The organism is Pectobacterium peruviense (genome assembly GCF_002847345.1).
Classification (GTDB): domain Bacteria; phylum Pseudomonadota; class Gammaproteobacteria; order Enterobacterales; family Enterobacteriaceae; genus Pectobacterium; species Pectobacterium peruviense.
Map to the genome: position 1 here is coordinate 42,424 of NZ_LXFV01000058.1, position 20,786 is coordinate 63,209.

At 50.4% G+C, this 20,786-nt stretch carries 16 protein-coding genes and 2 tRNA genes; 8 read left to right on the forward strand and 10 right to left on the reverse strand.

The annotated features are described in order from the left end of the window. Positions 1-559: 559 nt before the first annotated feature. Positions 560-1,516, reverse strand: coding sequence for a DMT family transporter (locus A0G03_RS20870; protein ID WP_189339526.1), 957 nt, complete (start codon positions 1,514-1,516; stop codon positions 560-562). A gap of 280 nt (positions 1,517-1,796) precedes the next feature. Here A0G03_RS20870 and A0G03_RS20875 point away from each other — a divergent pair, with 280 nt between their 5' ends. Continuing rightward, positions 1,797-3,518, forward strand: a complete 1,722-nt coding sequence (locus tag A0G03_RS20875; protein ID WP_048259575.1) for a methyl-accepting chemotaxis protein — start codon at positions 1,797-1,799, stop codon at positions 3,516-3,518. Between the two features lie 68 nt (positions 3,519-3,586). Here the strand turns inward: A0G03_RS20875 and dsrB are convergent, their stop codons facing one another. Then, complete coding sequence (gene dsrB / locus A0G03_RS20880) at positions 3,587-3,790, reverse strand: protein DsrB (protein WP_048259574.1); 204 nt, start codon at positions 3,788-3,790, stop codon at positions 3,587-3,589. 209 nt (positions 3,791-3,999) lie between these two features. Here dsrB and A0G03_RS20885 point away from each other — a divergent pair, with 209 nt between their 5' ends. Then, positions 4,000-5,412 carry a diguanylate cyclase gene (locus tag A0G03_RS20885; RefSeq protein ID WP_048259573.1) on the forward strand — a complete coding sequence of 471 codons (1,413 nt, stop codon included), beginning with the start codon at positions 4,000-4,002 and terminating at the stop codon, positions 5,410-5,412. 372 nt (positions 5,413-5,784) lie between these two features. On the opposite strand, the gene A0G03_RS20890 is transcribed toward A0G03_RS20885, so the two are convergent. Continuing rightward, positions 5,785-5,874 (reverse strand) — tRNA-Ser (locus A0G03_RS20890). 94 nt (positions 5,875-5,968) lie between these two features. Here A0G03_RS20890 and mtfA point away from each other — a divergent pair. From mtfA to A0G03_RS20905, 3 genes are all read left to right on the forward strand, one after another. Beyond that, positions 5,969-6,766 (forward strand): DgsA anti-repressor MtfA, encoded by a 798-nt coding sequence (gene mtfA / locus A0G03_RS20895; protein WP_048259572.1) that lies wholly within the window; start codon positions 5,969-5,971, stop codon positions 6,764-6,766. A gap of 111 nt (positions 6,767-6,877) precedes the next feature. Then, positions 6,878-6,953, forward strand: a tRNA-Asn gene (locus A0G03_RS20900). A 534-nt stretch (positions 6,954-7,487) separates the two neighbouring features. After that, a complete protein-coding gene (locus A0G03_RS20905; protein ID WP_048259571.1) occupies positions 7,488-8,660 on the forward strand; it encodes a dienelactone hydrolase family protein in 1,173 nt (390 codons plus the stop codon). Positions 8,661-8,749: 89 nt separating this feature from the next. Here the strand turns inward: A0G03_RS20905 and A0G03_RS20910 are convergent, their stop codons facing one another. From A0G03_RS20910 to A0G03_RS20925, 4 genes are all read right to left on the reverse strand, one after another. Further along, the gene (locus A0G03_RS20910; protein WP_048259570.1) at positions 8,750-9,994 is read right to left on the reverse strand and encodes a multidrug effflux MFS transporter; all 1,245 of its coding nucleotides are present in this window, start codon (positions 9,992-9,994) and stop codon (positions 8,750-8,752) included. A 119-nt stretch (positions 9,995-10,113) separates the two neighbouring features. Next, positions 10,114-13,203, reverse strand: coding sequence for an efflux RND transporter permease subunit (locus tag A0G03_RS20915; RefSeq protein WP_048259569.1), 3,090 nt, complete (start codon positions 13,201-13,203; stop codon positions 10,114-10,116). Then, the gene (locus tag A0G03_RS20920) at positions 13,200-14,309 is read right to left on the reverse strand and encodes an efflux RND transporter periplasmic adaptor subunit (RefSeq protein ID WP_048259568.1); all 1,110 of its coding nucleotides are present in this window, start codon (positions 14,307-14,309) and stop codon (positions 13,200-13,202) included. Before A0G03_RS20920 ends, A0G03_RS20915 begins: the two co-directional genes overlap by 4 nt. Before the next feature lie 75 nt (positions 14,310-14,384). Then, positions 14,385-14,999: a TetR/AcrR family transcriptional regulator gene (locus A0G03_RS20925; protein WP_048259567.1), complete on the reverse strand. Its 615-nt coding sequence runs from the start codon at positions 14,997-14,999 to the stop codon at positions 14,385-14,387. Positions 15,000-15,086: 87 nt separating this feature from the next. Between A0G03_RS20925 and A0G03_RS20930 the strand changes: the two genes are divergently transcribed. Continuing rightward, complete coding sequence (locus A0G03_RS20930; RefSeq protein ID WP_048259566.1) at positions 15,087-16,589, forward strand: efflux transporter outer membrane subunit; 1,503 nt, start codon at positions 15,087-15,089, stop codon at positions 16,587-16,589. A 77-nt stretch (positions 16,590-16,666) separates the two neighbouring features. After that, positions 16,667-17,452, forward strand: coding sequence for an SDR family NAD(P)-dependent oxidoreductase (locus tag A0G03_RS20935; protein ID WP_048259565.1), 786 nt, complete (start codon positions 16,667-16,669; stop codon positions 17,450-17,452). A 132-nt stretch (positions 17,453-17,584) separates the two neighbouring features. Here A0G03_RS20935 and A0G03_RS20940 read toward each other — a convergent pair whose 3' ends face one another. Next, positions 17,585-17,965, reverse strand: coding sequence for a winged helix-turn-helix transcriptional regulator (locus A0G03_RS20940; protein WP_048259564.1), 381 nt, complete (start codon positions 17,963-17,965; stop codon positions 17,585-17,587). A gap of 111 nt (positions 17,966-18,076) precedes the next feature. Between A0G03_RS20940 and A0G03_RS20945 the strand changes: the two genes are divergently transcribed. Then, on the forward strand, positions 18,077-18,817 hold the full coding sequence (locus tag A0G03_RS20945) for an NADPH-dependent F420 reductase (RefSeq protein WP_048259563.1): 741 nt from the start codon (positions 18,077-18,079) through the stop codon (positions 18,815-18,817). Positions 18,818-18,835: 18 nt separating this feature from the next. Here the strand turns inward: A0G03_RS20945 and A0G03_RS20950 are convergent, their stop codons facing one another. Then, positions 18,836-19,351 (reverse strand): nitrogen fixation protein NifQ, encoded by a 516-nt coding sequence (locus A0G03_RS20950; RefSeq protein ID WP_048259562.1) that lies wholly within the window; start codon positions 19,349-19,351, stop codon positions 18,836-18,838. Beyond that, positions 19,351-20,757, reverse strand: coding sequence for a nitrogenase cofactor biosynthesis protein NifB (gene nifB / locus A0G03_RS20955; RefSeq protein ID WP_048259561.1), 1,407 nt, complete (start codon positions 20,755-20,757; stop codon positions 19,351-19,353). Before nifB ends, A0G03_RS20950 begins: the two co-directional genes overlap by 1 nt. Positions 20,758-20,786: the final 29 nt, after the last annotated feature.

Sequence of the window (20,786 nt, forward strand, 5' to 3'; positions counted from 1 at the left end):
GCACATACAACGCGGCTGAAGAATGATTTTAGCCATTATGTGACACAGATCACACAAATGAAAGCATTATGAGCCTAACCCTGTCTGGTCAGATCACTTTTATGCTTATTTTTACGTCAAAATCGCACATCAAACGTTACAAAAAAAAGCATTCGAAATAATAAAAAAGAAACAATTTGCTTGCTATGTAAATGATACCTATACAAAAAACCCACTGCACCAAAAACATACACCATTATGTAAGTTTATACCTTTCACTAAAAACTTACACTTTTTACCCCAAAAACACTTAACAGCATGTTCTGAAGCAAAATTTATCTATCTCCTGCCAACATGCTGTTGCAGCAATAACAAAGTATATAGGCATAGCAGTGAAAAATCAGATAAGTAATTAATTTATTGATATAAAAAGGGATGATCTAGCCGTGGCAATGAATTGCAGTCGCTGACAGTATGAAGTCATACGAAACAACCGTATGGTTTTAACGCGCTCAAGAGTCACGCGGCAGGATGCGTCAGCAAAACGATAGGTGCACTGTATATAGAAGCATTTGTCCGATCACGTCTTCACGATCCGGTTAACCAGCCAAATACCTGAACATACCAGAATAAGCGCAAAGAAATATTTCCACTCAAGAATGCTCTCATTAAGAAACAGTGCTGACAGCAGTGTGCCAGACACTGGGATGAGGAAATTAAATGGTGCAACCATACCGACTCGATTATATTTCAGCAATTGACTCCATAATGAAAAAGCGACGGAAGAGAGCAAAATAAGGTAGCCTAACATCAATACAGCCTTCCAATCAGGTAGGATAAGTGACCCGCCTGTACAATATCCTGATATTGTTAAAATGATCCCACCAATAGCGAGTTGATAGCCGGTCATGACGGTTGGATCCATCGTTTGTGATATCCGCTTACCATATATAGTCGATGCAGATAAAATAAATGCGGCAATAACGACAAATCCATCACCTAATAGTGTAAAACTACTATTCATTCCATTACTATTGATATTAACTGCCATCACACCAGCGAAACCTAATATACACCCCATTATCTTATTGATATTTAATTTATCATTTTGGTATAAATAGTGAGCAAGCAGAACACTGAAAAACGTGCTGGTTGCATTCATGATCGAGCCTTTAACACCAGTAGTATAAGCCAGACCGATATAGAAAAAAACATACTGTAATGATGTCTGAAATGTTCCCAATATTGTCAGTTGGGCTAACTGCCCACGCTGGAAACGCCCGATAGATCGCCCGCTTAGCACGGCAAGCGCCAGCAACAACAGTCCTGCGAACGTGAAGCGATAACCCGCGAAAACGAGTTTTCCAGGAATATCATTATCCGCAATGTGAAACAGCTCATAGCCATTTTTAATTGCCGGATAGGCACTCCCCCACAGTAAACAGCATAATGTGGCGATAAAAAAAACAACTTTTTTATCAGAAAAAAAATGCGTGCGTTTTTCCAAGAAAAATCCCTCCAAAGATAGAGCCCACATAATAGCGTTGAACCCCAGACAAATAAAGTTAGGGCATCAGACACTTTATTTTTCATTATCAATCTGTATGATTTCACACCACGTAATTTTCTTTTCTTTTTAAAGAGTTAAAAACGTGATCGGGATCGCATCGAATTTGATTAAGGTTTCTCAATATATGCCGATTATCTTTTACATTGGTTGTTTAGCTAATGGATTGTCATTAATGTAGACAGTAAAGCCTAAACGCCAATGCCGCCGCTAGTGGCATGGTAAATCATAATTTCCTGAGAATGAGCGAATGGATATGAAAATAACTTCAAGGTCTGAGCAGCACGTCGAGGCTGGCATGCTGAGCAATTTACGGCTAGTTCCCTTATTCATCATTATTCTGGGTGGTATCATGCTGTTATTTGCAGCATCTATCGGCACATCCAGCTACTTTTTACAAAGCAGCAATCAGTCATTAGATGACGTTACACAAGAAATCGATACCCGAATGGGGATTTCAAACAGTTCCAACCACCTTCGCACTGCACGTTTATTGCTAATTCAGGCAGCGGCAGCGGCACGTATTGGTGACTCTCAGGTCTTCAATGACAACCTGAAGCAAGCTGAACAACGTCTGGAACAGTCCAAGAAAGCCTTCCTTGTGTATGAAGAACGTTCAGTTAAAACACCTCAAGATATGGCGTTGGACGGCGATTTACGCAAATCCTATGATGCTTATGTCAATCAAGGTCTTATGCTGATGCTTACTGCAGCGAAGCAAGGACTGTTTGAGGAGGTCATCACGCTCGAATCTGAAGAAACCCGTGTTTTAGATTTGGCCTATAACAAATTTTTGCTAGAGGCCGTCTCTTACCGTACGCAAAGAGCGAAAGAATTAAACGAAACGGCGCATAAAAACGCGCTGCTCGGCTATTCGTTGATGGGAGGTAGCTTTGCTCTTGCCACCATTTTAACGCTTATGACATTTTTCCTTCTGAGAGGGATCCTCATCAAACCAATAAATCAGTTGGTCATGAGAATTCAGCGTATTGCGCAGGGCGATCTGACTCAAATGTCAGACCGTTATGGCAAGAATGAAATTGGTACACTCGCTAGCAATGTTCAACAAATGCAGTCTTCACTGGTTACTACCGTCACTACCGTTCGGGAAAGCGCGGACTCTATTTATCAAGGTTCAACCGAGATCTCATCCGGTAACACCGACCTCTCCTCTCGCACCGAACAACAAGCCGCAGCGCTTGAACAAACCGCGGCAAGCATGGAGCAATTAACCGCAACCGTGAAGCAGAACTCAGAAAATGCGCACCACGCAAGCCAACTCGCGGCGAATGCTTCTGGGAAAGCCAAGCAGGGTGGAGACATCGTGGCAAACGTGGTCAACACGATGAACAGCATTTCGGGTAGTTCAAAGAAAATCTCTGAAATTACCAGCGTCATTAACAGCATTGCTTTCCAAACTAATATTCTCGCACTTAATGCCGCAGTTGAGGCAGCCAGAGCGGGAGAACAAGGTCGTGGTTTTGCCGTTGTCGCGAGCGAAGTTCGTAGTCTCGCACAGCGTAGTGCGCAAGCGGCAAAAGAGATCGAAACGCTAATTTCCGAATCAGTCAACCTGGTCAACAGTGGTTCTGTTCTGGTTGATAACGCCGGCCAAACCATGAAAGAGATTGTCGATGCCGTCACTAACGTCACCGACATCATGGGCGAGATTGCCTCTGCGTCTGACGAACAAAGCCGAGGAATTACTCAGGTCGGTCAGGCAATATCGGAAATGGACAGCGTGACACAGCAGAATGCGTCGCTCGTTCAGGAAGCTAGCGCTGCAGCAGCATCGCTGGAAGAGCAAGCAGCATTGCTTACCCGTGCAGTTGCGACATTTAAATTATCCAGCCATTTATCAAGCGGTCATTCAGCACCTGCCAGACCGAACGCGCTGGCCGCTAAGGGCCGTTCATCGCTCGCCCTTCCCCGTCAAGCCAATACGGAAAATGGTAACTGGGAAACGTTCTAATACTGGATATTAAAAACACTGCGAGCATTGTTCACTCGAACAATGCTCGCATATTGATATATTCGCTTTTACTCTTTTATCGGCAACGTCTTTGGCTCAACAAACGTGCCATCCTTACTATCAACTTCATTGAAAAACCAGATGCCCGCTGGGTAATCCTTTAATGCCACTAAATACATAACCCCTTCTTGAAATGTATCCACAGCCAGAATCGTCCCTTCCCGGCGCGTCTTCCCATCGGTTTTAACAGTAACCAGATCATTAACTTTCATAAATTTATCTCAAAATAGCTTCTAACATCAAAAAAACAGCATTATCATTGACAACTACGGTAATAATAGTACCTGTATGAAATGATTAATTTTATTTATTTTTAACAACGCCATGTTGACCCTCTCTGTCATTAAATATCGATTATTCAGGCAAAAATTGATCGTTTCTATCCTAGTACATCCGATATATTCGCAAAAGAGATTAAAAGTTGAACGAACTACTGAACGTTAATGAACAGAGAGATCACGGTGAGTCGGGCTACAATCAAGTCATAACATCAGAATGGACGCAATTGATAGCTACAACCTCACAGCAATCTTTTAATCTACTACGCACCCTCGCCGATCAGAAAGCATCCGATTTTGCCGATGAGTTCTACACTTACATGCTCAAAGACCAAGAAGCGTCGCTTTTTCTTTCCAGCCAGCAAGTCCATGATCGACTCCATGGTTCGATGAGCAAATGGATAGCCGCCATTTTAACGAATACAGGGGACCATCTGGCAGATCTGATTAGCCATCAAAAGAAAATTGGTCAGATTCATGCACGTATTGGTATTCCTGTCGATCTGGTTGAACGCGGCGCTCGGCGTCTCAAATGGCACCTTTATGAAGACATCGCACAGGTGGCAGATGATAAAGCGCTATGCTTCGATGCCATGCGTTTCGCTTCCATTTCGATGGACATCGCCATAGAGATAATGAGTAAAACGTATTCTCAATCGCACGATCTGGCAGCCAAGAATGAAGAATCCTATCGGCTATTTTCTATTCTGGAAAATGCCAGTATGGAGAGAGAACGGCAGAATGCATCGCTGCTAAATTGGGAAAATGCCTTTATTTTTAGCGTTGCTACCGGTACGCCACTTTCCAGCATCCAGGATTTAAGCGATTCTGATTTTGGCCTGTGGTTTAACCATAAGGGGAAATCCAGCTTCAGTAACATTCAGGGGATACGTACCATCGCGACAATCATGACTGAAACCGATGAGTACATCCGCAACTATAGTCATACAGCACTATTGACGCAGCAGGATTACGCACCGCTACTTAAAGCGGTCAGAAGTAAAATCTATAAAATAAATATGCTGTTGGGATCGCTATTTGACGAAGTTCAAAAACTGGAGAGTGGCAAGGATACATTGACCCTTCTGCTAAACCGCCGCTTCCTGCCAACGATTCTTCGACACGAAATATCGCTGACAATGCATTCAAATACGCCGCTCAGCATCGCTATGATTGATATTGACCACTTTAAATCCGTCAATGACACCTATGGTCATGCCGCTGGCGACAACATCCTGAAAAGGATTGCAGAGATTCTGTATGAGAGCACGCGAAACAGCGACTATGTGTTCCGTTATGGCGGGGAAGAATTCCTGATCGTACTCATTGAGACACCTAAAGTTGCCGCTCACACCATCATCGAACGGCTGAGAAAGAAAATCGAGAATCACTCTATCCATCTTCAAAACGGTGAAAGCGTCAAGATGACCATCAGCGCAGGCATCGCCGTGTATAGCGGTCATCCAGATTATGAGTGCCTAATAAAGGCTGCGGACGATGCACTCTATCAGGCCAAAGCCAACGGCAGAAACAGGATCGAATACGCGCCGGAATAGCTATCCCGTCTTAATGGCAAACCTGCATTCAGCCCACATCAGAAAAAGAATAGCGCCCTATTCATCATCGCAGGTTTGCATCGTGTCCCTAACCCAACGGATGAATCTTCCTCATTATTAGACAAATTCTTTTTTTCTCGCACACCGATCTCAATCCGTCGGCCAGAGAGATTTGCACACGCCAGCAAGGACATAAAGCGAGTTTGTTTTGAGAGTGTGAGCTAGAGAAGGTAAAAGTGAATGCTCGGAAAAATACAACATGATAAAAATAGTGAGTTAGAAAAAAGCCATTTTTAACACGTGGCTTTCATATATAGCTTTATGCAGGAAAAAATCGAAACAACCATTAACTTACTTATTTTATTACATAATTGGCGGAGAGAGGGGGATTTGAACCCCCGGTGGAGTTACCCCCACTCCAGTTTTCGAGACTGGTCCGTTCAGCCGCTCCGGCATCTCTCCGTTTAAGCTGTTGCCATGATGCCCGTTTTTGCGGCATGTTAACAGCACCCGCCCTCGCCTTTAAATTCAAGTGACGACTTAACGAGCAATAGCAATGATTAAATGGCCGTGGAATAACACTCAACCTCAGGTGCAGACGCTTGAACATTGGCAAGCTGCAATTTCGATCCCGCTTCTCGCGCCCTTAAGCGACGAGGAACACCAGAAACTCGTCGCCCTTGCCGATCAGTTTCTGAAACAAAAGCGCTTGATTCCGTTACAGGAACTGCTATTGACAGACATCATGCAGCAGCGCATCGCTCTGCTGTTTTCTCTGCCAGTGTTGTCGCTGGGAATGGATGCGCTGGATGGCTTCCATGAGGTTCTGATTTATCCCGGCCCGTTCATTGTCGAGGAAGAGTGGCAAGACGACATCGGACTCGTGCATAAGGGGAAGATGGTGCAATCAGGGCAAAGCTGGGATCAGGGACCAATTGTCCTCAACTGGCAGGAAGTGCAGGACTCTTTCGACCTCTCCGGTTTCAACCTCGTCATTCATGAAGTCGCACACAAGCTGGATATTCGCAGTAGCGGTGAAGCAACCGGCGTTCCCTTGATTCCACTACGCGATATTACTGTCTGGGAACAGCACCTGCACGCCGCAATGGATGCCTTACAGGAAGAAATCGATTTGGTAGGAGAAGATGCCGCTAGCATGGATCCTTACGCCGTCCACGATCCAGCAGAATGCTTTGCGGTGCTGTCGGAATATTTCTTCAGCGCCCCTGAGCTTCTCGAAGAGCGCTTCCCCGATCTGTATCGCTGCTTCCAAAAATTCTATCGACAAGATCCGCTCGCCCGACTAAAAAGCTGGCAAAGTAGCATCGACTACCGTGCACCATCCATTTACTAACTCATAAAAAAAACAATAAATTGTACATAGCCTAAACAGTCAGACGAGAAAGCTGATTTTGCCGTTGACAGTACCGCGGGTGCCGGATATCATCCGCCCCGTTCACACGATTCCTCTGTAGTTCAGTCGGTAGAACGGCGGACTGTTAATCCGTATGTCACTGGTTCGAGTCCAGTCAGAGGAGCCAAATTTAGGAAATCCCGCTTAAGGAAACTTAAGCGGGATTTTTGCTTTTCAGCACTTTGTTTAATAAATTCATGTGCAAAGCGTCCTAAACGCGCATTCCGTTTTCGTCCCCACATTAGAAGAATGAGGTGGTCAGATTTGGGGTCAGGTTGGTTCGATGACGGAGTGACCCCCACATGTCTCTTAACGACTCAAAAATCCACAACGTAAAACCACCCGCAAAACCCTTCAACATTTCCGATTCTCACGGTCTGTACCTGCTGGTTAATCTAGGCGGTTAACACCTCTGGTGCCTATACTGAGGTTTTTGCTGCTCTTTAGGTATCCAATCAGCACCGATTTTAGAAGACAGAATTGAGGGCAAACTTACTGAACAGCGTTACTGAACAAAAGGAGAGATCAAAGAGATCGACACGCCTTTAAACCGCAGCTAAACGGGCCTTCAGTTACCGTTGAAGCCGGAATGAATACCTGATATTTATCGAGCGGCTTTGCATGAAAATACATCATCAAACACCAACCAAGGTTAACAAAAATGCGACACCACTCTATGGCCAGCCTTACCAGAGTAATCGTCACCACTGCATTGTTTTGTACCGCCTTTTCTTCCATCGCCGCACCACAGAATGTTTCCCTAAAAAATCAGCAATTCGAGGGTCTGATCAGAGAACCGCTTACGTTGCAGGTAACACTGGATAATGGTACTCCAGCGATATTGGATGCATTTGTTACCCGGCCAGTTGGCCAAACAAAACTCCCTGTGGTGGTGATCACTAACGGTACCGTTGGCACTGCCGAGTTTGATCGCTGGGAACTGAATCCAAACCGCGAATCGTCAACTACGCTTGCCTTTGCACGCCACGGTTATGCTGCCGTTAGCGTATTGCGCGAAGGATACGGCTATTCAAGTGGTGGGGCTGAATATTTAGGCGGTTCCTGCAAGCAGCCGCTGCATAAACTGGCAGGTGAAAAAGACACCAGAGATATGCTGGCTGCGCTTGAGGCAATAAGACGCCAGCCTTGGGCCTCTGCGGATCAAGCGATCCTAGCAGGGATGTCAGCAGGCGGTTTTGCCGTTCTGGCAACCAGCGCGGCAAACCCTCCTGGCGTTCAGGCTATAATCAATTTTGACGGCGGCAGAGGTTCCATCGACGGCAAATCACTTTGTGATAGAGCCGGTCTGATTAATGCCTTCACCACTTATGGCGTAACCGCGCGCATCCCTTCCCTGTGGCTCTATTCCAGCAATGATCAATCTTTCACGCCCAAAATGGGCAGAGCATTTTATGAAGCCTACCGGAGTGGTGGAGGTAACGCTGAATTTATTGAAATGCCAGCTTTTGGAAAAAATGGGCACGTTTTTATGGATACGGCTCCAGAGAATTTCTGGTGGAAACGCGTAGCTGACTTCCTTGCAGAGCAACACTTGCCATTCGAGGAAGTCGTAACGTTGCCGTTAACACATCTCGTTTCCCCCGCAACCCTTAATAACCTCGCAGGCAAAAAGGCGTTCAGAAACTATGAAACAGCACGGCTTTATGAGAAAGCGTTTGCGACGGGTAAAGATGGGGCATGGGGAACAGCATACTGGGCGCGAACCGGTAGTGAGGCGGCTAACATAGCGGTTAAGAACTGCGAAAAATTCCAGCCTAAAGATGCCACCAGTTGCACGGCATATGCCATCAATGATGAGGTTGTAGCAGAGTAAATCGGCCATGAAATCGGGAACCCCTTCGGGGTTTCCGATGCGGTGAATACGGGCTTAAAGCCTGAGAAACTTATACTTAGGCCGGATAGTTAAACGCCCACTTTATTCACACTTGCCTGTGAGCGACAGCGAAACAATACCAGTGCAACCAGACACGCCGTTGCCTGTATACCGCCCAGCGTGGTGACAGCGGGAAACGTCAGTACCGAGCCGAGCCAGGTTGTCATCGCAGCCATTCCCATCGTCAAAAAACCAAGCAGAGCAGATGCCAAGCCAGCTTCTTTCCCAAAGGGGCCCATTGTAATCGCCGTTCCCAGTGGGTTGGCTAAGCCCATTCCCCAGAGGAACACGACCATGGACAAGGTGTACCAGCTCAAACTCGGTGCTTCCGGCCCAACCAGTAGCAAGCTTCCACCGACTAACGCGGTAGTGAGCCCCACCGAAGCAATCCTTCGTGGACCATAACGGCGAGCCAGTCGCGGTGCAGCCATGCCTGCCCCAAAGACAACAAATACGGTGGAAGCAAAGTACAGTCCAGCCTGGAGCGATGATAGGCCAATCCCACTCATCAGAATCGCTGGTGCCGCACCGAAAGAAGCAAATAATCCGCTCATCAACAGACTCATCGACAGTGCCGGAAGGATAAATTTCCCGTCCAATCCCAACCGTCCATAGGCAAGTAGTACGCCTGAAATGGAATGCGGGGCACGGCGTTCAGCGGGGTGTGTTTCCCCCAGCCCGTGAGCATAAAACACCGCGATGATAAAGGCGGCAAGCCCCACCAGTATAAAGATCGCTCGCCACCCTAATGTGGTGGTCAGTACACTCCCCATCAACGGTGAGAATCCGGGGGCAGCAGCCGTCGCGATCATCGTCAGAGACAGCGCACGCGCCAGTGTTTCACCTTCAAACAAATCACGTGCAATCGCGCGCGCTAACACCGCAGCAGCGCATATACCCAGCGCCTGGATGACTCTTCCTACGATCAGCGTGTCAAGTGAACCGGCAAGGCCGCCAACTACCGTGCCAACGATGAATAGTGATAGTCCCCCCAAGACGAGCGTCTTGCGTCCGTAGCGATCCGACAGCGGACCAACCACCAGCTGAGCTAGCGCGAAGGTAATGAAAAAACTGGAAAGCGTCAGGCCAAGTTCGCGTGCGGACGCCCCGAGCTGCTCCCCAATCTCTGGAAATGCTGGAAGGATGATGTTTGTGGACAAGATGCTAATAGCCGAAAGACCTGCCAATAATGCGACAATTTTTCCGGTTAATCGTGGGCCTTCTGGGGTGTGAGGCTTTGCCATCATTTTAGTGGGTTTACTTTCAGTGCTCATGGTTACCTCAACAGCAATGACTGGCGTGAAAATAGGTTCCACGCCAGCAGGCACAAAAATGTAGAGAGGGATCGCTACAATGTATTGTTATTACCGATCATTTTCTGTATCAGCACCGTTTATACCGAGACTGGTTTATCGGTATACGCTTGATGATCAGGACGTATTTTGAACCAGATGGCATACATCGCAGGCAGGAATACCAGTGTGATGATAGTCCCACCAAACGTCCCACCAATCAGGGTATAAGCCAGCGTTCCCCAGAAGACAGAATGCGTCAGCGGGATAAACGCCAGTATGGCGGCCATCGCCGTGAGCAACACTGGCCGAGCTCGCTGCACTGTCGCTTCCACCACCGCGTGGAACGGCGCCAATCCTTCCTGCTCGTTGTGATGGATCTGCCCTATCAGGATCAAGGTGTTACGCATCAGGATGCCCGACAGCGCAATCAGTCCCACAAGCGTATTGATGCCAAACGGCTGGTTGAAGATCAGCAGCGTTGGCACCACCCCAATCAGCCCCAGTGGCGCGGTGAGGAAAACCATCACCATCGCCGACATCGAGCGCACCTGTAGAATGATTATCAACAGCGTCATGGCAATCATGATAGGGAACAGCGGTGCCATCGCCCCAGTGGCTTTTGCCGACTCCTCAATTGGCCCAGCCTGCTCAATACGGTATCCGGCCGGTAGTGTATTGATGACCGGCTGTAACTGTTTCAGGATCGCCGTCGAGACATCCGGTGGTTGCAGGTTTTCAGCGATATCACCGCGCACGGTGAGCGTCGGGGTACGATCGCGACGGCGCAGAATAGGGTCTTCCATCTGCACACCGACATCCCCTATCTGTGACAAAGGAATACGCTGACCGGCAGAACCCACCAAAGTAAAGCCTGCTATCTTTTCAGGATCGAGTCGGATATTCCCCGCCGCGCGTGCCATCACTTGCACCGAACGGATATCTTCACGCACAGACGTGATTGGAACGCCCGAGAGCAGGAACTGAAGCTGCTGAGCAACGGCATTCGATGTCAATCCCACCGCCTGTAGGCGATCCTGATTGAGCGTAAAATGCAGCGTCGGTACCTTCGTGCCCCAGTCGGTGTTGACGGTTCTCATCATCGGGCTTTCCAGCATCACCTTTTCTACCTTGCCTGCAATCTCGCGTAGCTGAGCTGGATCCGGCCCCATGACACGGTAGGCCACCGGATAGGGAGAATACGGACCAAACACCAGTTGCGTCACGCGGACACGCGCTTCAGGTACCAGCCCCTCAGCAGCAACTTCACGAAGTCGAAACTTCAGCGCCTCGCGTGCTTCTGGGTTATCCGTCCGCACAACAATCTTCGCAAACGACGGATCGGGCAGTTCTGGCGCCATAGCAAGGAAGAAACGTGGTGAACCTTGCCCAATGTAAGACGTAACGATTTTTGCCTCTTCCTGCTTGCTCAGCCAATCTTCTATCTTCGCCGCCGCCGCACTAGTCTGTTCAATGGAGGTGCCATAAGGCATCTGCACTTCTACCAAGACCTCAGGGCGATCGGAGGTCGGGAAAAATTGTTTTTTCACCAGTCCCATGCCTAAGATCGCGACAGTAAAGACGGCGATCACTGCGCCCGCCACTACCCATTTACGGGCAATGACGTGCGCCAGCAACTGGCGAAAGCGGTTGTAATGACGCGTGTTGTAGATGGCGGCGTGCCCCCCCTCAACCATTTTGATGTTCGGCAACATCTTCACGCCCAGATAAGGCGTAAACACCACCGCCACAACCCATGAAGCAATCAGAGCGATACCCACAATCCAGAACATATTGCTGGTGTACTCACCGGCGGTGGATTGCGCGAAACCGTTGGGCATAAAACCGACAGCCGTCACCAGCGTACCAGCCAGCATCGGTGCCGCCGTATGACTCCAGGCATAGGCCGAGGCTTTAACGCGGTCGTATCCCTCTTCCATTTTCACGACCATCATTTCGATGGCGATGATGGCATCATCCACCAGCAATCCCAGCGCCAGGATCAAGGAACCCAGTGTAATACGGTCGAAGTTTTTGCCTGAAGCCTCCATCACCACAAATACAATAGCCAGCGTCAACGGCACCGCTGCCGCAACAACAACGCCGACTCGCCATCCCATACTGATGAAACAGACCACCATCACCACAAGCAGCGCGACGAAAAATTTGATCATGAACTCGTCGACGGACGAACTGATATTCACGGACTGATCGGTGACTTTCGTAAACGTCATGCCAAGTGGCATGCCTTCATTGATTTTGGTCGTCTCGGTATCCAATGCCTGACCCAAATCCAGGCCATTCCAGCCATCACGCATCACGACGCCCATTAACAGCGCTGGCTCACCCTGATTACGAACCAAAAAGGTTGCAGGGTTTTCGTAGCCACGTTCAACCGTCGCGACATCCGAGAGTTTCAGTGCCCTTCCCTGCGCGACAATCGGCGTTTCGCGGATCTTCTCCAGTGTGTCAAAAGCGCCATCCAGACGGATAAAGACCTGCGGCCCGCTGGTATTAATCGAACCGGCAGGCGTCAGTACGTTCTGGCTATTCAGCGCGGAGAAAATATCCTGAGGGGAAATGCCCAGCGTTGCCAGTCGGTCATGCGAAAACGAGACGAAGATGCGTTCAGCCTGCTCTCCAATGATATTGACCTTTTTCACACCAGGGACATGAAGCAGACGCTGCCGCAACGACTCCGCATCGCGAACGAGCAGACGCTGCGGCTCCCCTTTCGCCTTCAGCGCAAAGAGCGCAAAAGTAACATCGGAGAATTCATCGTTAACCATTGGTCCGATCACGCCTGCTGGCAGATTCTTCGCCTCATCGCCGAGCTTCTTACGCGCCTGATAAAATTCTTCCTGCACCTGTGAAGGCGGTGTACCGTCCTGCAATGACAGCATGGTAAAAGCCAGTCCAGGGCGCGTGTACGTCTCACTGCGGTCATACCACTTGAGCTCCTGCATACGTTTCTCAAGCGGTTCGGCGACCTGATCCTGCATTTCCTGCGCGGTGGCACCCGGCCAGGCAGAAATAATCGTCATCTGCTTGACCGTAAACGGTGGATCTTCCGCTCGACCCAGTTCGAAGAACGAAAGAATACCGGCTACCGTAATCAGGATGATAAGAAATAAGGTGATTGAGCGCTCGCGGACGGCGAGTGCCGAAAGATTGAATCGCCCCTCACTCATGGTTGACTCCCAGCGACGCTGACATCACCTTGTGCAACCGTTCGGATGGCCTCACCGTCATGCAACAGATGGGCACCTAAAGCCACAATCTGTTCACCGGGCTGTAGGCCGCTAGTCACTCTCGCCGTGTCATCCCCCAACCCAATCACCTGAACAGGATGCCAGGACACTTTGGCGGTTTTGCCTGAAATCCCCCACACACCCGGCCCTTTCCCCGCATCATAAATCGCGGCGATAGGCACCTGAAGAACCTGCTCAGGTAACTTACCTTCAGCAATATTGAGCGTGACGGTGGAGCCAAGCGGTGCATTCGCCAGCGTGCCTTCAAGCACATATCTTGCTTCAAACGTGCGCGTCTGAGGGTCGGCCGCATCGGACAGCAGCCGCAGTTTCGCGGGAATTAATGGCTTAGCGGAACCGTATAATATTGCCATCGCCTCGCTACCGACCACAGGGCGCAGCGTCTCAGGCAAATGAACGACAGCCTCGCGTTGCCCTGCACGCGCCAGTCGGACGACAGGCTGCCCCGCGCTGACCACCTGCCCTGGCTCAGCCAGCGTGTCTACCACCACGCCATCGGCGTCGGCCATCAAAACGGCATACCCCGTCGCATTACGCGCCACATCTGCCTGAGCCTGCGCCGCACTCAGCTCCGCTTTCGCGGTCTCAGCAGCCGCCTTTATCTGATCGTAAGCTGAAGCAGATATGGCACCTGCGGCAACCAAACCTCGATAGCGTGCTTCGTCATCGGTAGCCTGTCTGGCACGAGCCCGGGCAGCGGTCACAGCCTGCTGCTGGGCCTGTGCCTGCAAACTGAGATCGATAGGGTCCAAACGCATCAACGGTTGACCACGTTTGACGCTTTCACCGGTATCGACCAGACGTTCAAGGATTTTTCCTTGCACCCGAAAACCAAGGTCACTTTGAATTCGGGCGACGACAACGCCAGTAAACGAGCGGGAAATCTCAGCTGCGCTCACCACGGTAGCCGTTCTTACTAAAGGAGGCTGATTGCGTGGATCGTCAACGTTGGAAGCGTCGCCGCACGCCACCAGGGCGAGAGGCAACAGGCAAACAGCGATAGTGGCAGATTTGAGACGAAGCATGGGTTCCCTTATTACATGAACAGGACAGAAACCGCATTCTCCAACTAGTGACCAATATTGTCAATGGTCACATTTTTAAGGTGCCAGGCTACGTAATATCAACGACGACAGTAACACCGCCGCTGACGCTGCCGTATCCAGATTGTATTGCAATTGAACAGGACTGATATAAGGGTGCATAACCAGATAGATCGCATTCGCCGCCTCATCCAACGGCGTCTTGCGTTCAAATTCGCCGGATTGTCGTCCCTCAAGAAGAATTTGCTGAATAAGCTGGCGTAGATTTTCTTCATATATCGCAGCTGAAGGCCACCGGTCGCGAGAGGACACAGCGGCAATGTCATAAATCTTGCGGTCATGAAAAAATAAGTCGCTACACGCTTCTGTCAAGGCTCTGAACAAGCGTCTCAGTTTTTCTGAAGCCGTTGGCGCATCTACGATCGCTGAATTGACAATATCCATAATCATCGCCAGCCGGTTAGCGCAGATCACCTCGCCGATAGCCTGTTTGGAATCAAAAAATTTGTAGATGTATGCCTTAGAAAAGCCAATCGCTTTGGCCAGATCGGACACGGCAGTCTTTTCATATCCAAAATGCCCGAAGTGCTCAGTGGCAGCGTCCACAATCTGATCGCGGACGCTATGGTCCGACGGGCCACGTGGGGGATGTGTATTCATATGTGTAGTCATGTTTCAAGCTTAGCTCATCGGGTCTTGATTGACAACGAGTGACCAATACGTAATATGGTCACATTATTTTTGGCTCAAGGAATTACTATGTCATCCCTCCATCCCCTTGCCTTGGTTGTGGCCGCTAGCGTAATGGCGGGCTGCGCGGTTGGACCGGATTATCATCGCCCAGATGCTCCGCTACCGGATCGTTATCAGACTCAATCCGCCGTCCAGCAATCTGTCGCAAATCAATCCATATCCAATCAATCCATACCAAAACTAGGGAACGCGACTCAGGCTGCTACCTTTTCGGTCTGGTGGGAAAGCTTCAATGATCCCTTACTGAATACGTTAGTTTCAAGCGCACTTGCACAGAATCTTGATTTAGCTCAGGCGTCCGCGCGAATGATTCAGACACGCGCCGGGCTTAGTACGGCAACAGCCGCTCTACTGCCATCGGGCAATATCAGCGGACAAGCGGCTCGCGCTTATCAGTCGATTGAAACGCCACAAGGTCGGTTACTCAGCGCTACGCCTGGCTATAATCGTTATGGGAATGCTTATGAAACCGATCTTAACGCAAGCTGGGAGCTTGATATATTCGGTGGTCTGAGGCGCGATCGTCAGGCAGCACTGGCTGACTATCAAGCTTCAGAGGCTGGCGTCGCAGCCACACGGTTGGCCGTCGCCGCGCAGACTGCCGATATTTATATCACCCTGCGCGGATTACAAACTCGCCTGGAGATCGCCAATCGGCAGGTTAATACGCAGCAAGAATTGCTAGACAAGGTACAGCTACTCCACAGCAAAGGGCTCGCCGCAGAGTATCAAGTCCGCCAGACCGAAGGCACGCTTTCACAGGTTCAGGCAACCGTGCCCGTTCTCCAAACCGGGATAGATACCGCGATGAACGCGCTGGACGTCATGCTCGGCACGCCTCCTGGAACCCATCGCACTCAGTTGGCTTCTTCGAGCGCCATTCCACAGCCCCCACAGCGCATATCAACAGGGACACCTGCCGACCTGCTGCGTCGCAGACCCGATATTATCGTAGCCGAACGCCATCTCGCGGCATCCAACGCGCGCATCGGGGTCGCCATCAGCGAGTATTATCCTAAATTCTCACTCAATGCCTTGATCGGCAGCGCAACATCGGTGTCGAGCGGCAATCTGTTCTCCAACGGTGCCAGCCAATCGACGGGTGTATTGGGGCTGCGCTGGCGACTCTTCGATTTCGGCCGCATTAACGCTCAGATCGATCAGGCTAAGGGACAAGAAGCCGAAGCATTGGCAGCTTACCGTCTGTCAGTCTTAAGCGCGACCGAAGACGTTGAGAACGCGCTATCGGCACTGCTCAATCGCGAGACACAGACAGCAACATTAACCGCAGGCGAAACCGCGTTGGCTAGCGCACGCCAGTCATCTTTCATCGCTTACCAGAAAGGGACAGCAAGCCTGATTGACGTCCTGCACAACGATGAAACCCTGTTGCAGACTTCCGACGCCAGAGCGCAGGCTCAGGCAGAATCTGCACGCGCAGCGGTCGCCGCATTCAAAGCGCTCGGCGGCGGCTGGCAGCCTCCAGAAGCCATGGCGCAGACACCCTAAGATCCCCATGTACCGGTGCATAGACAGCCATCGACGAGTACCTGCACCGTTCACAATAAACAACCGGAGTGATTAACATGACAGCAAAAAGCAATGCATGGGTGCTCATCACTGGGGCTTCAAGCGGATTTGGTGAAGAGTTCGCCCGTCAATATGCCGCACAGGGAAAATCACTCATCCTGGTGGCACGACGGCTCAATAAGCTTGAATTGCTGGCAGCGGAATTGCGGGAGCGTTTTAAGATTAATGTGATGGTTGAACAGGCCGATCTTTCCGTAATTACCGCAATCAGCGATTTGCACAGTCGACTGCGGGAACAAAATATTGTGGTTGATATATTAATTAACAATGCTGGCCATGGTTTGCAGGGCAGCTTTTTGGATCAACCGCTGGATGACGCACTGGATATGATCAATCTGGATATCGCAAGTTTGACAGCAATGACTCGGCTCTTTGCGGAAGATATGCGCGTCAGGCGGAAAGGACATATTTTGATGGTCGCCAGCCTGCTGTCGTATCAGGGCGTAAAGAATTTTGCCGTTTACTCAGCAGCGAAAGCGTATGTGCTCAGGTTCTCCGATGCTCTGCATCGTGAGCTTAAAAACGATGGCATCATTGTCACCGCGCTTTGCCCAGGTATGTCTGATACCGGCTTTGCTACCGTCGCCAACCAGAAAATAACGCCTCTATTAAAAGGGGTAATGATGCAGCCTAAACCGGTTGTTCAGGCTGGCATCCGTGCGCTTCAGGCTGGGCGAATGAGCGTTGTTCCGGGTATGGGAAATAAAGCAATTACATTGCTGACCTGGGCCACGCCACGCTGGTTACATCAGGCCATCATGGCTCGTGTGATGGGCGTATAAAACGCGGTCTTAATGCTCGTGTGGGTCTAAGAAGAATGAAAGCAATGACGCGCTTAGTATGAAATCAAAAGGTCAAGATCGGGTATGGAAACCCGCATGTAAAGTCATCGTAAGGCAACATATCCTCATGGATTATCTTGCCTCAGATTTTATATCCATAATACGGCGCCTCTCTTCAGCCCAGTCGATCAATGCTTCCATCGCTGGCCCCAAGGCAATGCCCATGTCGCTCAGCGTATATTCAACTCTGGGTGGCACTTGAGGATAAATTGTACGTATGACTATGCCATCGCTCTCCAGTTGCCGAAGCTGCTGAATCAGCATCTTCTGGTTAACCCCTTCAACCAAGCGCTCCAGGTCAGAAAAGCGTATCGGGCCCTTGGCCGCAAAGAGTTGACAGATGATGATGATTTTCCACTTTCCCTCCAGTACCCGAAGCGCCTCGGTGGTCGCCGCCGCCCATACCAGCCGCTGCTGGGGATCCTCACAGTTCCAGACACGTTCTTTCTTCATACTTACCTTTTTGGGTGTTACTCGCTTATTGGTGTGTTCTTGTTACATTAATCCGTACACCCTAATATAACCAGAACAATCAGCTTACCTTAATAACACGAGGCAAAAAACATGGAAATAGGCATTATCGGGACAGGCAATATTGGCGGAACCCTTGCTCGCAAGCTTATAGCCGCGGGCCATCAGGTACGCGTTGCGAATTCCAAAGGCATTCATGGCGTTCAGAGCTTTGCCGATGAAATCGGGGCTACGGCAGTGGACGTCTATGGTGCAGTTAAGGGAGCCGACGCTATCATTTTGTCAATCCCACTACCGGCACTGGCATCGCTGCCAAACGGTTTTTTTGATGACCTTCCCGAAGCGGTACCGCTAATCGATACCAGCAACTATTACCCTGGCTTACGCGACCCGCTTATTCCTGAAATTGATGACGGTATGACTGAGAGCGTATGGGTGTCGCAACAACTCTCACATCCCGTAATCAAAGCTTTCAACAACATTCTCGCCTGGTCGCTTGCAGAGCTTGGGACGCCAAAAGGTTCGGCATCACGTTTGGCTATTGCCGTAGCGGGCGATAACGCCACGTTAAAACAGATTGTCATGAATTTGGTGGATAACACGGGCTTCGATGCTATCGATGCAGGCTCCCTGGAAGAATCATGGAGGCAACAGCCGTCAACACCAGCGTACTGCTGCGATTACGATGCGGAAACGATGAAGAAAGGCCTGGCAGCAGCCGTTAGGGGGGAGGCGGCATCGAAGCGAGATCGCCTACCAGAGTTGTTTGGCAAATTGGGTGCAAATCCTACTCATGAAGATATCGTGGCGATGAATCGTTCGCTCAACCCCTAACGGCTGCTGCCGACACGTTCACACCTCGGGCGCAAAGCAGTGTGCCCACTCGCAGCAGTCATCGCAGCTTGGGGAACGGCAGATCAGCTCCCCCTTACTGTGCAGACAACGTTGGCGGTAAAAGAATTTCTTCCAACGCATGTTAGTGGCGTTCATCACCACTAAAGAGGGAAAACAGTCTGTCATCAATTCGCGCAGTTCATTGCGTGAATCTAACCCTAAATCCTGCCACAGATGATTAAATCCCAACGAGGCGCTGGCAATAATGCGGTGCATCGGTGCCGCATCACGGGACATATGCTCGTACAGCCAGTCCGCCAGTTGTTCACGTTCCTCGGTGCGAGGCGACTGCAATTCGTTCAGCAGCGCATAGCGCTGCTCACGTTCAGGGCAATTTACCGACGGTACGGCGTCCATACATTCAAGGAGACGCTGCCACTCCGACAGTGACAATCCCATGTGTTGCGCAAAACAGCCAGAACCTCTCTCATATTGCGCCCATAAGCGCCGTAGCCAGCATTGAGCCTGTGGCATCACGCCGCTCCCTTATCCTTTTGCTCATTCAGCCGTTCTCCCTGTCGCTGTTGCCACCAGGCTGTCAGCACTTCAGTAACATTTTGCCAGGCGCCCTCAATGCAGGGTTGGATTCCCTGTTGTTCCAACTTATTCCATGGTTCAAAGCCAATACGGGCACAAAACACCGCATCAACATCCGCCAAAAGTGCCAGCAGTGCGCTCAAGCGCTCCGTATTTTCCTCCGGCGGGCACGCCCCTTCTCCGTGGCAGTATTTAGGGGTAAAACGCTCGTTCACCAGTACCACACCAGCGGGTGACAGGCTGTAGATCTGGAAACGTTCGGCGTGGCCAAAGTGCAGGTCGATCACCTCGCCATGCGAGGACGCTACGGCGACCAGACAGGCTTCCGGCTCTTCAGATTCTCCTTGTGATGCAATGCTGGCGTGCAATTGAGCACGCTGATGGAGCAGGGGTAAATACGGCTGTGGTTTTTCTGGTAGTGCAGATAGAGGAAATTGCTGGCTGCGATCATCGCCTAGCATGCCGATAGCATCCGCGCGACATTGTTGACAATGCGACATTTGCGGCATCACCTGACCGCACTCTGCCCGTACGCGCGTCATGCATTCGGCATCCGGTTCCCTTTGCCCTTCAAGGCCAAATACCGTGCCGTGTTCTGGTCGGGCGATCAGCGGCATAATATTGTGCAAAAAAGCGCCCCAGCTGTGTGCTTTTTCACTCACTGCCCGCATCGATGCCTCGTTAATGTCCGGGATCAACACGGAATTGATCTTGACCAGCACGCCATGTTCCGTCAGGCGGCGAATGCCCTCTTCTTGCTTCGCAAGCAGGATTCTGCCCGCCTCCAACCCGGTATAACGTTCTCCCTCCAGCCACAGCCAGGCATAAATACGAGCAGCTACCGTAGGGTCTAACGTATTAAGCGTCACGGTAACGTGATCCACACCGATATCCAGCAATGGCACCACGGCCTCAGGCAACATCAGTCCATTGGTGGAAAGGCATAGCTTCACATCCGGCATTTGCTCACGCAGCAACCGTAATGTGCTAAAAGTCCGTTTCATATTTGCCAGCGGATCGCCCGGCCCAGCGATCCCCACGACGGAAAGCTGAGGAATAGCGGCGGCAACCTGCCGTGCTTGCGCCACCGCCTGCTCTGGCGTTAACAACGTCGATACCACGCCGGGACGAGATTCATTACTGCAATCGTATTTACGGTTGCAGTAATTACATTGCACATTACATGCAGGCGCGACTGCGAGATGCATACGGGCAAAACGGTGATGACCGCTCACCGAATAGCAGGGATGGTGTGCAGCTTTGCTGGCCTGCAACGGGGTAATTCCATCAACCAGCGTTGATCGGCAGCCTACCGTGCCGGATGCGGAGGAACAAGATGCCATAATAGTGCCTACGGTTGCGAAGTCATAGG

Coding starts and splice junctions, on each gene's coding strand:
- A0G03_RS20870 (WP_189339526.1), bottom strand. CDS start 1,516: ATGTGGGCTCTATCTTTGGAGGGATTTTTCTTGGAAAAACGCACGCAT.
- A0G03_RS20875 (WP_048259575.1), top strand. CDS start 1,797: ATGGATATGAAAATAACTTCAAGGTCTGAGCAGCACGTCGAGGCTGGC.
- dsrB (WP_048259574.1), bottom strand. CDS start 3,790: ATGAAAGTTAATGATCTGGTTACTGTTAAAACCGATGGGAAGACGCGC.
- mtfA (WP_048259572.1), top strand. CDS start 5,969: ATGATTAAATGGCCGTGGAATAACACTCAACCTCAGGTGCAGACGCTT.
- A0G03_RS20905 (WP_048259571.1), top strand. CDS start 7,488: ATGCGACACCACTCTATGGCCAGCCTTACCAGAGTAATCGTCACCACT.
- A0G03_RS20910 (WP_048259570.1), bottom strand. CDS start 9,994: ATGAGCACTGAAAGTAAACCCACTAAAATGATGGCAAAGCCTCACACC.
- A0G03_RS20915 (WP_048259569.1), bottom strand. CDS start 13,203: ATGAGTGAGGGGCGATTCAATCTTTCGGCACTCGCCGTCCGCGAGCGC.
- A0G03_RS20920 (WP_048259568.1), bottom strand. CDS start 14,309: ATGCTTCGTCTCAAATCTGCCACTATCGCTGTTTGCCTGTTGCCTCTC.
- A0G03_RS20925 (WP_048259567.1), bottom strand. CDS start 14,999: ATGACTACACATATGAATACACATCCCCCACGTGGCCCGTCGGACCAT.
- A0G03_RS20930 (WP_048259566.1), top strand. CDS start 15,087: ATGTCATCCCTCCATCCCCTTGCCTTGGTTGTGGCCGCTAGCGTAATG.
- A0G03_RS20935 (WP_048259565.1), top strand. CDS start 16,667: ATGACAGCAAAAAGCAATGCATGGGTGCTCATCACTGGGGCTTCAAGC.
- A0G03_RS20940 (WP_048259564.1), bottom strand. CDS start 17,965: ATGAAGAAAGAACGTGTCTGGAACTGTGAGGATCCCCAGCAGCGGCTG.
- A0G03_RS20945 (WP_048259563.1), top strand. CDS start 18,077: ATGGAAATAGGCATTATCGGGACAGGCAATATTGGCGGAACCCTTGCT.
- A0G03_RS20950 (WP_048259562.1), bottom strand. CDS start 19,351: ATGCCACAGGCTCAATGCTGGCTACGGCGCTTATGGGCGCAATATGAG.
- nifB (WP_048259561.1), bottom strand. CDS start 20,757: ATGGCATCTTGTTCCTCCGCATCCGGCACGGTAGGCTGCCGATCAACG.